The sequence below is a fragment of the Actinomyces sp. HMT897 genome, from assembly GCF_016626125.1.
Taxonomy (GTDB): domain Bacteria; phylum Actinomycetota; class Actinomycetes; order Actinomycetales; family Actinomycetaceae; genus Actinomyces.
On the sequence record NZ_CP067336.1, the window covers coordinates 2,369,253 to 2,382,334 of the forward strand.

Below are 13,082 nucleotides of genomic sequence, written 5' to 3' on the forward strand. Positions count from 1 at the left end.
TCATGGGCGCATGACGCTCTTCGCTCTCGACGACGACCGCCTCACCCCCGTCATCTGGGGGCGTGAGGCGTCGTCACAGGTACGGGCCCAGGTGAGGGCGGCCCTGGCGACCCAGACGACCGCCCCCGTGTTCGAGTTCCTGGACGCCGACGCCCTGGTGTCCGCCATCGCCGAGATGTCGGACACCGGGCTGACCATCCTGACCGAGGGCGTCAGCGATGACGTGCGCGCGAGCGTACGACGCCTGTCCGAGGCCGGGGTACATATCCGTATCGTGAGTGTGCGCAGCTACGGGGGCACCGTCCTGGTGAGCGTCGAGTCCGTGGAGGACGCCGCCCTGGCGAGTATCCGCCAGGCCACGCCCATCCAGATGGTCGAGGAGACCAGCGGGAGCACCGGCGACGAGAGCGTGTGGGCCGCCTCCCGTACCACCGGGGACTCCCGTACCACCGGGGAGACGGCGGGGACGACGGGGCGGACCTCCCACGCCGCCCCGGACAGCCCCTGGGCGGCCCGTAGCGCCGCGGAGGAGGCGTGGGCCAGCAGGCGTGAGGCGCCCTCGGAGTCCAGGTCGAGCCGGGGGAGCACGGACTGGAGGTCCAACGAGTTCGAGACCACCCCCATGCCCCGTATTACGGTCCCGACCTGGGAGGGCGACGACGTCACCGTCGAGGAGCTGCCCGGCCTGCGTCGCGGGCACCGCAGCACCGGCCCTGTCCTGGGGGCCCAGCCCACGGTCACCTCGGGCAACGAGGCCGCGCAGGCGCTGGCCCTGGTCGCCGCCAGCCTCCAGACCCCCGCCCGCCTGGTGTGGGACCGGCCGCGTCGGGGGATCCACCACGAGGCCATCCTGGACCGCAGCGGTCGGATGACCCTGTCCACGGGGGAGTCCTTCGTGGATCCCTCAGCCGCCGCCAACGCCGCCCAGCACACGCAGGACATTGACGGCTGGCGGGTGTGGCGCCTGGGTGTCACGGGCCCGAGCCTGGCCGAGCTCCTGACCCGCTAGGCCTGCTGGCTCCGGGAGTCAGGCCGCCCGTGTGGCTGCCCGGCTCCGGGTGTCTGCTTAAGTCGTCTGGCTCCGGAGTCTTCTCAGGCCGCCCTGGGGATCTACCCAGGCTGCCCGGCTCCAAGCGTCTTCCGACGTGTCTCGGTTTTCTGGAGTCTTCTGGTATTTTCGAGCGTCTCCTGAAGTCTCTTAGCTTTTTCTGGTGTCTTCTGGTGCTTTCTAGCGTCCCCTTGTGTCTTCGAGCGTCTCCTGGCGCGGGGCCGTCCTGGTCCCGCGCCATTCTCTTGCCCCCCTTCCGCGAGAACGGTACTTGTTCTTCGCGAGAACGGTACTTGTTCGTCGCGAGAACGGTACTTGTTGGCCGTGAGAACGGTACTTGTTGGCCGTGAGAACGGTACTTGTTGGCCGTGAGAACGGTACTTGTTCGACACGGACGTGCCTTGGTCGCCGGGGACGTACCTCTACGGTACGTCCCCGGCGACCAAGGTACGTTGCCAGCGAGGTCGGGGTCGCCAGGTCGGGACAGGGCTGTACTTGGGGCCCTGCTCCCTACAGGATCGGCGGGTACCCCTAGTGGAGGGCTGGGTACAGGGACCTGAGTCCTACTCCGCCCTCAGGATGGAGTGTGCCGAGAAGCGGAGGGAGGGCTGGTACAGGACCCGAGATCTGCGGGAGCTCGTACGGGCGGCACGTGGACGACGGGACCCGTCTGTCCCCCAGGTGCAGTGGGGCAGACGGGTCCCGTCAGGTCTAGGTACCGGCACGTCCGTTCTCGCGAAGAATAAGTACCGTTCTCGCGGAAGGGGGCGGGTGTCAGAAGCGCACGGCGTAGGGCATGGCCCCTGAGTAGCGCATGGCGGTCACCCGCACGGTCATGCCGAAGGTCGGGGCCTCGATCATCTGGTCGTCACCCAGGTACATGGCCACGTGGTAGATGCCGGACTGGGTACCGTTGTCCGACCAGAAGACCAGGTCACCGGGCTGGACGCTGCCCAGGGGCACCAGCGTTCCCTCGCCGTACTGCACACGTGAGGAGTGGGTGAGGTACACCCCGGCACTGCGCCAGGACAGCATGGTCAGGCCCGAGCAGTCCACGCCACCGTAGGACTCCCCGCCCCAGACGTAGGGCGTGCCCAGGAAGGAGTAGGCCGAGTTGATCGCGGTCGAGGCCCCGCCGTAGGAGGGCGCGGGCTCGGGGTCCGGCTCAGGCTCTGGCTCGGGCGCAGGTGCCGGCTCGGGCTCGGGCTCCGGGTCGGGCTCAGGTGCCGGGGCCGGTGCGGGCTCGGGGGCCGGTGCGGGCTCAGGCTCAGGGTCGGGTGCGGGCGCTGGTGCTGGCTCCGGGTCGGGTGCCGGTGTGGTCGGGTCAGGTCCCGGGGCGGTGGGGGCGGGGGCCGCGGGCTGGCTGGCAGCAGCCTGGTCCCGGGCGGCCTGGTCGGCAGCCGCCCGCGCGGCAGCAGCCTGGGCGGCCGCCTCAGCCGCCGCCTTGGCAGCGGCCTCCTCCTTGGCCTTGCGCTCGGCCTCCCGCTGGTTCTGGTACTGGGTCTCCAGCTCGACGGTGGTGTTGCGCTGGGTGGCGAGCTGGCTAATGAGGTTGGTGCGCTTGGTCTCGGCGTCGGTCACCGCCGCCTGGGCCTGCGCGGCCGCGGTGTCGGCGGTGGCCTTGGCGCTCTGGGCGGTGTCGGCGGCAGTCTGCTTGGCCACGACCTTGCTGTCCGCGATGGACTGCATGGTGTCGGCCACGGCCTGGAGGGCCTCCACCCCCTGGACCTTGGCGTCAGAGTTCTCCCCGGCGCGCATGAGGGCCACGTTCTGGTCGGCGAGGTCCGCCAGCGACTCGCTGGTCAGGTAGGGGGTGAGCATGTCCAGGGGGTTGCCACCCTCCTGGTAGGTCTGCACCACCACGGAACCCAGCGCGGTGCGGGCCTCGGTGGTCTCCTGCTTGGCGTTGTCCGCGTTGGTCTGGGCGGTCTGCGCGCTGGTGGTGGCCTGGTCGAGGTCGTCCAGGGCGACCAGGTAGTCCTCGTTGGCCTTCTCGGCGCTGATCTGGGCGGCGTTGAGACTGGCGTTGAGCTGGGAGAGCTGGGCCTCAAGGGTCGCGATGGAGGCCGACGTCGAGCTCTCGGCCGCCTTGGACTTGTCAATGTCGTCCTGGGAGACATCGTCCGCGACCGCTATGGGGCCCAGTCCGGCTGCCAGGGCGAGAGCGGTCGCCGCGAGGACGGCTCTGGTCGTCCTGCGGTGAAGGATGCTGCTCACGGGTCCTCCGTTCCTCGGCGCGCCACCTTGACGGACGCGCCTGGCTCACTACTGAGAACACTAGCGGGACGTGGGGCCGCAAGAAACACTGTTCCCACAAATCACAGGTGTCACACGCTCACCATCTGTCCCGTCAGGGCGGGAATCGCGCGCCAGGACACGGCAGAACGACGTCGGTGAGACTGCTCACACGGACGCGCTGTTCGCCCCCAGGAGACGTGCCTGTATCACTTGGTGGTCGCGGGTGCCCGCTATCCGGACGGCCGGGTGCTCCCGGCCCCGGCGCCGCCCCCCGAGAAAGGAACCGGCGCCACCCGGACCTGGTCCCTTGAGTTTGCGCGCCCCGCGGACCCGTGCCTACGGTGGCCCCATGTGCTGCACCCGCCGAATGCGCAGCTGACGCGCACGCCGCCACCGGCCCACAGGCCCTGGCCCTCGTGCACGTCAAGTCCTGCGGTCCCGCCGTGCGCGGGCCGTGACCCTCGCGGACGGGGCGCCGCCCCACGCCGGAGGGCGTAGGCGCGCAGGTTGCCCCCGTGACCCTCGCGGACGGGGCACCGCCAGGATCCTCCCTCCTGGGTGCCGCAGTCCTCCCGGCCTGGCCACGCCGTCGTCCGCCCCTGAAGACCCCCGCGACGTACCGCACCAGGAGCGAACCATGAGCACCCCGACCCCCAGCCACCACACCGACACCGCCCACGCCGACGCCGCCCGAGCCGAGGCCCCCGCGACGGGCCGCCCCGCCGGTGGGCCGGCTGGTGCCGCCGACGCACCCCCTCAGGCGCCCGCGGCGTCGGCCCCGCCCAGCGCCGCCGACCCCGCTGGCTGGCACTTCGAGACCAAGCAGGTCCAGGCCGGTCACACCCCCGACTGCGCCACCGGGGCCCGGGCCGTCCCCGTCTACCAGTCCACCTCCTTCGTCTTCCCCTCCGCCCAGGAGGCCGCCGACCGCTTCGCCCTGCGCAGCCTCGGCCCTATCTACACCCGCCTGGACAACCCCACCAACGCCATTGTGGCCGCCCGGGTCAACGCCCTGGAGGGCGGGGTCGGCGCCCACCTGGTGTCCTCCGGCATCGCCGCCGAGACCCTGACCTTCCTGACCCTGGGGCAGGCGGGCAGCAATATCGTCGCCTCCCCCTCCCTGTACGGGGGGACCACCAACCTCCTGACCCACACCCTGCCCAAGTTCGGCATCACCACGCGCTTCGTGGAGGACCCCGCCGACCCCGCCTCCTGGGCGGCCCAGGCCGACGAGGGCACCGTGGCCTTCTTCGGGGAGACCATCCCCAACCCCAAGGGCGACATCCTGGACATTGAGCCCGTTGCCGCCGCCGCCCACGCCCTAGGCATCCCGCTGGTGGTGGACAACACCATTGCCTCCCCCTACCTGACCCGGCCCATTGAGTGGGGTGCCGACATCGTGGTGGAGTCGGCCACCAAGTACCTGGGCGGGCACGGCTCGTCCGTGGGCGGGATCCTGGTCGACTCCGGGAACTTCGACTTCGCCTCCGTCCCCGAGCGCTTCCCCGGCTTCAACACCCCCGACCCCTCCTACAACGGCCTGGTCTACGCCCGTGACCTGGGGGTGGGCAGCGAGATGGGCAACGTCGCCTTTATCCTCAAGGCCCACACCGAGGGCCAGCGCGACCTCGGCTTCGCCGCCAGCCCGTTCAACGCCTTCCTCATCGCCCAGGGCGTGGAGACCCTCTCCCTGCGCATGGAGCGGCACGTGGACAACGCCCTGGCGGTCGCGCGCTTCCTGGAGGGGCACGACGGCGTGGCGCGGGTGGGCTACTCCGGCCTGCCCTCCAGCCCCTACTACGAGCTGCACCGCAAGTACTGTCCGCGCGGGGCCGGGGCCGTGCTGTCCTTCGACCTGCCCGGGGGGCGGGCGGCGGGCGCCGCCTTCGTGGACTCCCTGAGCCTGTTCTCCCACCTGGCCAATATCGGCGACGTGCGCTCCCTGGTGGTCCACCCCGCTACCACCACCCACTCCCAGGTCGACGACGCCGGCCTGGCCCGGGCCGGGATCAGCGCCGGGACCGTGCGCCTGAGCGTGGGGATCGAGCACATTGACGACATCCTCGCCGACCTGGAGCGGGGCCTGGACGCCGTCGGCGCCTGAGCCCCGGCAGCGGATCCCGAGGAGGGACACCATGACGATCCCCGAGAGCGTTCCCTACGGCGTGGGTACCGCCCGAGCCAAGCTCGTGGACCGCAAGGCCGGGTCCCCCACCGGGGCCTGGCGTCCCGGTGACGACCCCGGCCACCGCCGCTTCCTGGAGATCGGCGACCTGCCCCTGGACTCCGGGGAGGTGCTGCCGGACACGGTCCTGGCCTTCGAGACCTGGGGGGAGCTCGCCCCGGGGCGCGACAACGCCGTCCTGGTCCTGCACGCCCTGACCGGGGACTCCCACGTCACCGGCCGGGCCGGGCCGGGGCACCGCAGCGCTGGGTGGTGGGGCGACGTCGTGGGGCCGGGGCGGGCTGTCGACACCGGGCGCTACTACGTGGTGGCCGCCAATATCCTGGGCGGCTGCCAGGGCTCCACCGGGCCGTCGTCCACCGCCCCCGACGGGCGGCCCTGGGGCTCCCGCTTCCCCTGGCTGACCACCCGCGACGCCGTCCGTGCCGAGGCCCTCCTGGCCGACGCCCTGGGGATCGACACCTTCCACCTGGTCATCGGGGCCTCCCTGGGCGGGCACCGCGCCGTCGAGTGGGCCGTGACCTACCCCGAGCGGGTGAGCAACCTGGCCCTGGTGGCCACCGGGGCCTCCACCACGGCCGACCAGCTCGCCTGGTGCCACCTCCAGGAGCTCGCCATCGTGGCGGACCCCTACTTCCTGGACGGCGACTACTACTCCCACCCCATCGGGCCGGTGCGGGGGCTGGGGCTGGCACGGGCGATCGCCCACACCACCTACCGCAGCGCCGCCGAGCTCGACGCGCGTTTCGGGCGCGCCCCCCAGGGGGAGGAGGACCCGGCTGTGGGCGGGCGCTACCAGGTGGAGTCCTACCTGGACCACCACTCCGGCAAGCTCCTGGCCAGGTTCGACGCCAACAGCTACCTGATCGTCACCCACTCCATGATGGTCCACGACGTGGGCGCCGGGCGCGGGGGGACCCAGGCGGCCCTGGGGACGGTCACCGCCCGGACCCTGGTGGTGGACGTGGACTCCGACCGGCTCTTCCTGCCGCCCCAGGCCGAGGAGCTCACCCGGTGCATCCCCCGCACGGTACGTCGCACCGTGCACTCCCTGCACGGGCACGACGGCTTCCTCATTGAGCACCAGCAGGTGGGCGCCATCCTGCGCGAGTTCCTGGCGGGGCCTGACGACGTCGCACATTCTTCCGACGGGGTCCGGTAGGGCGGTGGCGTAGTTCCAACGATTTCCCGACCTGGGAGGCGGCCGGGGCCAGGATGAATGTGCAACAGCGCCTCCGTTGCACATTCATCCTTGTGCCGGACGCTGGACCACGTCGCAGATCCGCGTGATTCCGCGGTTCCTTGATCGAGGTCTGAAAGAAGAATGTGCGGTCCCGCCAGGTGGGCCTGCTGGTCGGCCGCCGCGCCCCTGACATAATGGGGTCGTGAGCACCTCCACCACGACCCCTGGTGCCCCTCAGGCTCCCGTGGGCTCCTGGGGCCCCGACATCCTGGGGCCCGGCTTCCAGGCCCGGACCCTGCCGCTCCTGCCCGACGAGGAGGACGACGGCGCCGTGGCCACCCTGGTGCGCCACGTGCCCGCCCTCGACCCGCATGCCCTGGCCGCCACCCCCACGACGCCGTCGTTCTCCTGGCTGTACCTCCACGGCTGGAACGACTACTTCTTCAACACCACGCTGGCCCGCGAGGTCGCCCGGATCGGCGGGGCCTTCTACGCCGTGGACCTGCGCCGCTACGGCCGGAGCCTGCGCGAGGGCCAGATGCTGGGCTGGACCGCCAACCTGACCGACTACGACGAGGAGATCGGGCAGGCCCTGGCGGTGGTGCGCGCCGAGACGGGCATGGACACCCCGGTGGTGCTCTGCGGGCACTCCACCGGCGGGCTGACCGCCTCCCTGTGGGCCGACCGCCACCCCGGGGCCCTGGCGGCCCTGGTCCTGAACTCCCCCTGGCTGGTGATCCAGGGCGCTGACCCGGTGCGCCTCGTGGGCGAGCCGGTGGTCAACACCCTGGCCCGTCGGGATCCGCGCCGTCCCGTCCCCCTGCCCAGCTTCCCCGAGGAGAGCCTCTTTACGGTCCTGTCGGGCTGGGACGTGGAGCGCGACGGCGAGCTGCCGGACCCCGCCTGGGAGGGTGACGAGTACGTGCGCGGCTGGCAGGTGGAGCACCGGTGGAAGGTGCTCCCGACGGCGCCGGTGCGGCCCGGCTGGCTCCAGGCCATCCTCGCGGGGCAGGCGCGGGTGTCCGCGGGGCTGGACGTGCGCTGCCCCGTCCTGTGCCTGGCCAGCGCCCGCAGCCGCCTGGGGGTGACCTGGAACGAGGACGCCCGCCACGTGGACACGGTCCTGGAGGTCGACGAGGTCGTCGCCCGGGCGGTGCGGCTCGGGGCCCTGGTGACGGTGGCACGCTTTGAGGGCGGGGTCCACGACCTCATGCTGTCGGCCCCGCCCGTGCGCGAGCAGGTGCTCAGCGTGGTGCGCCGCTGGGTCGCCGCCTACGTCCTGCACTGACTACGTCCCGGCAGAGCGGCCGCACCGACGGCGCGCAAGGTGGCCACCGCCCCTCCGCGAGAACGGTACTTATTCCTCGCAAGAACGGTACTTATTGCTCGTGAGAACGGGTCGTGCCTGCCGGTGGGCCGGCCCCGGGCCCCCGGTCCTGCCGATGCCGCTGGGACGGGCCAGCACCAGCCCGGCAGCCGGCGACACGGCTGGCACCCGGCGACGTCGCCAGCGGCTGGCTGGCGGCACCCGGCGATACGGCTGGCACCCGGCTTCCGGCGCCCGACAATATGGTGGGTGACCAGCAGGCGTCAGGCTCCCGGCGACGCGCCAGGCTCAGTGGCCCTCGCGCGCCACCCGCTCGGCCTCACGGGCGTAGGAGACGCGGATCTCGGCCTCGGCCTCCTCGCGTCCCACCCAGTGGGCGCCCTCGACGCTCTTGCCCGGCTCCAGGTCCTTGTACACCTCGAAGAAGTGCTGGATCTCCAGACGGTGGAACTCCGAGACGTCCTCGATGTCGGTACGCCAGGAGGCGCGCTGGTCGGCGGCCGGCACGCACAGGACCTTGTCGTCCCCGCCCTTCTCGTCGCGCATACGGAACATGCCCAGGGCGCGGCAGCGGATGAGACAGCCGGGGAAGGTGGGCTCCTCCAGGAGAACCAGGGCGTCCAGGGGGTCCCCGTCCTCGCCCAGGGTGCCGTCAATGAATCCGTAGTCGTCGGGGTAGCGGGTGGAGGTGAAGAGCATCCGGTCCAGGCGGATGCGGCCGGACTCGTGGTCCACCTCGTACTTGTTGCGGTTACCCTTAGGGATCTCAATAGTGACGTCGAACTCCACCGGTGCTCTCCTTCGCGTGACGCGCCCCTGGCGGTGCCCGCGTGGACGGGCGTCGTGTCGGGACGGCTGGCAGTGTTGGCACTAGTGTGACCCACGACGGCGCCTCGCACGAGGCTGCCGCGCGGTACCGTTCCAGTCAGGCGCCCTCGGCCGTTCCGCCACGGAGGCGGACGACGGCGTCTCCCGACCAGATCCTGACCGTCCCGACCCTACTGGAGGACTCGTGCGCAAGGCCACCACCGCAGCCCTTACCGCTGCCACGCTGCTCGTGGTCGGCGGCTACTACGGGCTGGCTGACGCCCTCGACCTCGTCCCGGGGCCCCTGACGGTCGCCGCCGCGGACTACCCGATCCAGCCCTTCCCAACCCCGGCAGCGGGCACCCTCGTGAGCGCGCAGGCGGCTGGTCTGTCGCCGGACGCGCCGGTGCCCTCCGACGGCGTCCTGACCAGGTACGCCGACGCCCTGGCCGCGGACTCCCTGGTGGGCACGGGCAAGGTGGGGGTCAGCGTCATTGACGTGGCCACCGGGGAGGTGCTGGTGGACCGGGGTGCCGACACGCCCCTGACCCCGGCCTCCTCCAACAAGGTCCTCACCGCCTGGTCGGTGCTCTCCGTCCTGGGCGCGGACCACAGGGTGTCGACCACGGCGACCCTGTCAGGCTCCACGGTGACCCTGGTCGGTGGCGGGGACGTCCTCCTGTCCGCCGACGCCGGGAAGCCCGGTGACACCGTCGGCCACGCGGGCCTGGGTGACCTGGCCCGGGCCACCGCCGAGCAGCTGACGGCCAAGGGGGTCACCAGCGTGAGCGTGGCCCTGGACGACACCCTGTTCACGGGTCCTGCCTGGAATTCGGCCTGGGAGGCCGGTAATGAGGCCTTCGTGGCCCAGATCCAGCCTCTCATGCTGGACGTCACCGCCCACCACAACAGCGGTAGCTACCCCGCCGACCCGGCCATGGAGGCCGCCCAGACCTTCGTCACCCGTCTGGGCGAGGCCGGTATCACGGTCACCGGCACGGTGGCCCGGGCCGCCTCGCCCGCTGACGCCGTCGAGCTCGCCAAGGTCGAGTCCGCGCCCCTGGAGGACATTCTCAAGGTCTCGCTCAAGTCCTCGGACAATACGATGACCGAGGTGGAGGGGCGGTTACTGGCCTCCGCCGTCCACCAGGAGGCCAGTTTCGAGGGGGCTGCCGCCGCCGTCATGAGCCAGCTCACCAAGGACGGCTTCGACGTCACCCGCACCGTCCTGCTGGACTCCTCCGGACTGGCCGTGGGCAACAAGGTTCCTCCCCGGCTCCTGGCCCAGGTCATTGCCCGCGCGGCCGGGGACTCGGGCGGCACGACGGGGCGGACCCTCCTGGCGGACCTGCCGGTAGGCGGCCTGGACGGCACCCTGAACGAGCGTTTTGTGGGGGCTGCCGGTGAGGGGACGCTGCGGGCCAAGACCGGCTCACTGGACCAGAGCGCCTCCCTGACGGGCACGGTGGTCACCCAGGACGGGCGGCTCCTGGCCTTTGCCGTGGTCGTGGACGGCTTTGAGTCCGGGGGGCTGACCGCGGCCCGCACGGCGATCGACAAGGACCTGGCGGGGCCGCTGGCAGCCTGCGGGTGCCAGGGCTGAGGCGCCGCCACCGGGGCCGGTGCACCCGGGACGCCTGGGGTGGTCCCCTGCATGCGTGGGGATGATCCCTGAGCCCCCACCGTCAAGCCCTTGATCGACGGGTAAACCCCGCACGCGCGGGGATAATCCCAGGACCTCGCGGTGCAGGTGACTTGGGGCGATCCGTCCGGGGCGTCGGCGGTTGGGCCTACGCCGCCTGTCACCTGGCGGACGTTGCCTGCCACCTGGTGCACGCCGCCCGATCCGTCCGGGACGCCGGGCGGGTGGTCCCCGGCCTGCGGGCCTGCCCCGCGTAGGCTGACGACGTGACTGAGCCGACCGGCATACCCCCAGCCTCGAGCGCCGCCGACCTGGTGGACTGGCGCACCGCCACTACCCTGGCGCGCCTGGGGACCCCCGCGGGGCCGGTCGTGCCCGCACCCGTGCGCCGCTCCACGGTCGAGCTCCTGCGCCGCAGCGCCATTGAGGCCCCCTCCTGGGTCGGACGGATCACCGGCCTGCGGCGTGCGGCCCAGCTGGCGGCAGACAGGACGGAGGTCCTGGTGGTGGACCGCGCCGGGCTCCAACGAGCCTCGGCGGAGGCGCTTCAGGGCATCCTGACGCGGGTGGACGCCCCGTGCCTGTCCGGCAGGCTCGCACGGGCGGGGTGCCTGCCCGCCACCGTCCAGCTCGCCGGGGCCCTGGGCGCCGTCTCCACCCGTCTCCTGGGCCAGGTCGTCCCGGTCATGGCCGGGCAGCGGCCTGCTGGCCGACGGCGGCCGGGACCCGCCACCGCGGAGGCCGACCTGGTGACCTCCCGGATCCTCCTGGTGGCCCCCAACGTCCTGGCGCTCCAGCGTCGCCTTGACCTGGACCTCCTGGACCTGCCCGCCTGGATCTGCCTGCACGAGACCGCTCATGCCGTCCAGCTCGCCGTCGCCCCCTGGCTGGCCGAGCAGATCGTCTCCGACCTGGCCGCCGTCCTCGGTGCCGTTAGCCAGGTCGGTACCAGCCAGGCCGCCAGTCCGGCTGGTACCACCGGGCAGGCCGCTGACCAGGCCGCTGGTCAGGCCGGCACCGGGCAGGTCGCCAGCCCGACTGGTGCCGCTGGTCAGGCCTCTGGCCAGGTCTCCTCTGACCACGGTGGCGCGGAGCCCGGGCCGTCCCCGGTGTCCACGGTCCTGGGACGTCTGACCCGTATCGCGGCCGTGGCCCGCCTGGACGGCCCCACGCCCGCCAGGCTGGGTGGCGTACTCAGTGAGGAGGGGCGGGAACGACTGGCACGGCTGGTGGCGACCCTAACCTTCCTGGAGGGGCACGCCGAGGTGGTGCTCGACGCCGTCGAACCTGCCCAGATGCCCTCGGTGTACCGTCTGCGCTCGCTCCTGGCGCACTCACGCCGACGTGAGCAGGGGGTCGGACCTGGGCTCGGGCTGGGGTCCCTGATCTACCGGCTGGCAGGGCTGGAGGCCAAGAGGGCGCAGTACGCCACCGGGGCCGCCTTCGCCCGTGCGGTCGTGGAGCGGGTGGGGCACACGGGCCTCAACGCCGCCTGGGCCGGTCCTGAGATGATGCCCCGCCCCGAGGAGCTGGAGCACCCCCGCGCCTGGATGGACCGCGTCCTGGGGTAGGGCGCGTCCCTGCCCGTCCCACCCTTGTGCGTGGCGTGCACCTGCCCCGCGGCGCGCAGGCGACGCAGCCGGGAGCTCGCGGCCGACGGCAGCCGGGAGCGCCTGTCCGGCACGCGGGCGACGCCTTCGAGGGCTCCCGTCCTTGCCTGGGGAAGTACTGACCCCGTCCTGGTGCGGGTCATCCTCCCGTCCTCGCCCGGGCAGATCCCGGACCAGGTGGTGAGGATGCGCCGAGGCCAGCCTGTGGCAGGCTTGGGGTGTCGGCGCGGAACCGGCCCCCAGCCGTCGGGCCCTGCTGGCGGCGTCGGCCACTGGTCCTCACCGGGACCGGCTGGTCGGCTGGAACCTGCACGGCGGGAGCTGGGCCTCACGCACCCGCAGGCACCTGCCCGCCGTCGGGCAATGCGCGGCAGGACCTTGCGGCAGGACCCTGCGACGGGAGCCAGCCGTTGCCGACACCGTACCGGCGCCAGATGCCACACAGTGAAGGACTGAAGTGATGGACGCAGGAGACATGGACGGCGACCTCGCACAGGTGCTCATTACCGAGGAGGAGATCGCCTCCCGCCTGGACGCCATGGCGGCCCAGATCGAGGCCGACTACGTCGACAAGGACGTGCTGCTCGTAGGCGTGCTCAAGGGCGCCGTCTACGTCATGGCGGACCTTTCCCGCCGCCTGCACCGTAGCGTGCCCATGGACTGGATGGCGGTGTCCTCCTACGGGTCGGGCACCAAGTCCTCCGGTGTGGTACGTATCCTCAAGGACCTCGACGCCGACCTGACCGGCAGGCACGTCCTGATCGTGGAGGACATTATCGACTCCGGGCTGACCCTGTCGTGGCTGGCGGGTAACCTGTCCTCACGCGGGGCCGCCAGCGTGCGTATTGCGACCCTTCTGCGCAAGCCTGAGGCCCTGAAGGTGGAGGTGGACGTGTCCTACGTCGGCTTTGACATTCCCAATGAGTTCGTGGTCGGTTACGGCCTGGACTATGCCGAGCGCTACCGCAACCTGTCGTTCATTGGCACCCTGCGGCCTGAGGTGTACCACCACTGAGGGGGACGCGGGCGACAGGTGCGCACC

At 71.8% G+C, this 13,082-nt stretch carries 9 protein-coding genes; 7 read left to right on the forward strand and 2 right to left on the reverse strand.

The genetic code is table 11. The features are described 5' to 3' along the window. Positions 1–10: 10 nt before the first annotated feature. The gene (locus tag JJJ15_RS09280) at positions 11–1,009 is read left to right on the forward strand and encodes a hypothetical protein (protein WP_200510550.1); all 999 of its coding nucleotides are present in this window, start codon (positions 11–13) and stop codon (positions 1,007–1,009) included. Between the two features lie 813 nt (positions 1,010–1,822). Here JJJ15_RS09280 and JJJ15_RS09285 read toward each other — a convergent pair. Then, on the reverse strand, positions 1,823–3,265 hold the full coding sequence (locus JJJ15_RS09285; RefSeq protein WP_246742002.1) for a C40 family peptidase: 1,443 nt from the start codon (positions 3,263–3,265) through the stop codon (positions 1,823–1,825). A gap of 658 nt (positions 3,266–3,923) precedes the next feature. Here JJJ15_RS09285 and JJJ15_RS09290 point away from each other — a divergent pair. From JJJ15_RS09290 to JJJ15_RS09300, 3 genes are all read left to right on the forward strand, one after another. Continuing rightward, on the forward strand, positions 3,924–5,390 hold the full coding sequence (locus tag JJJ15_RS09290; RefSeq protein ID WP_200510551.1) for a PLP-dependent transferase: 1,467 nt from the start codon (positions 3,924–3,926) through the stop codon (positions 5,388–5,390). Between the two features lie 31 nt (positions 5,391–5,421). After that, entirely contained in the window at positions 5,422–6,633 is a 1,212-nt protein-coding gene (locus tag JJJ15_RS09295; protein WP_200510552.1) for a homoserine O-acetyltransferase, read from the forward strand. Between the two features lie 223 nt (positions 6,634–6,856). Further along, positions 6,857–7,942 (forward strand): alpha/beta hydrolase, encoded by a 1,086-nt coding sequence (locus JJJ15_RS09300; protein ID WP_200510553.1) that lies wholly within the window; start codon positions 6,857–6,859, stop codon positions 7,940–7,942. 327 nt (positions 7,943–8,269) lie between these two features. On the opposite strand, the gene JJJ15_RS09305 is transcribed toward JJJ15_RS09300, so the two are convergent. Beyond that, the gene (locus tag JJJ15_RS09305) at positions 8,270–8,770 is read right to left on the reverse strand and encodes an inorganic diphosphatase (protein WP_106110398.1); all 501 of its coding nucleotides are present in this window, start codon (positions 8,768–8,770) and stop codon (positions 8,270–8,272) included. A 223-nt stretch (positions 8,771–8,993) separates the two neighbouring features. Here JJJ15_RS09305 and dacB point away from each other — a divergent pair, with 223 nt between their 5' ends. The 3 genes from dacB to hpt all read left to right on the forward strand — a co-directional run bounded on the left by dacB (position 8,994) and on the right by hpt (position 13,055). Continuing rightward, the gene (gene dacB / locus JJJ15_RS09310; RefSeq protein ID WP_200510554.1) at positions 8,994–10,391 is read left to right on the forward strand and encodes a D-alanyl-D-alanine carboxypeptidase/D-alanyl-D-alanine-endopeptidase; all 1,398 of its coding nucleotides are present in this window, start codon (positions 8,994–8,996) and stop codon (positions 10,389–10,391) included. 305 nt (positions 10,392–10,696) lie between these two features. Beyond that, entirely contained in the window at positions 10,697–12,001 is a 1,305-nt protein-coding gene (locus JJJ15_RS09315) for a zinc-dependent metalloprotease (protein ID WP_246742003.1), read from the forward strand. A gap of 499 nt (positions 12,002–12,500) precedes the next feature. Further along, entirely contained in the window at positions 12,501–13,055 is a 555-nt protein-coding gene (hpt, locus tag JJJ15_RS09320) for a hypoxanthine phosphoribosyltransferase (protein ID WP_106110400.1), read from the forward strand. Positions 13,056–13,082: the final 27 nt, after the last annotated feature.

What these genes read in the sequence shown, in the direction of transcription:
- hpt (WP_106110400.1), top strand. Translation starts at nt 12,501, where the DNA reads ATGGACGCAGGAGACATGGACGGCGACCTCGCACAGGTGCTCATTACC.
- JJJ15_RS09295 (WP_200510552.1), top strand. Translation starts at nt 5,422, where the DNA reads ATGACGATCCCCGAGAGCGTTCCCTACGGCGTGGGTACCGCCCGAGCC.
- JJJ15_RS09290 (WP_200510551.1), top strand. Translation starts at nt 3,924, where the DNA reads ATGAGCACCCCGACCCCCAGCCACCACACCGACACCGCCCACGCCGAC.
- JJJ15_RS09280 (WP_200510550.1), top strand. Translation starts at nt 11, where the DNA reads ATGACGCTCTTCGCTCTCGACGACGACCGCCTCACCCCCGTCATCTGG.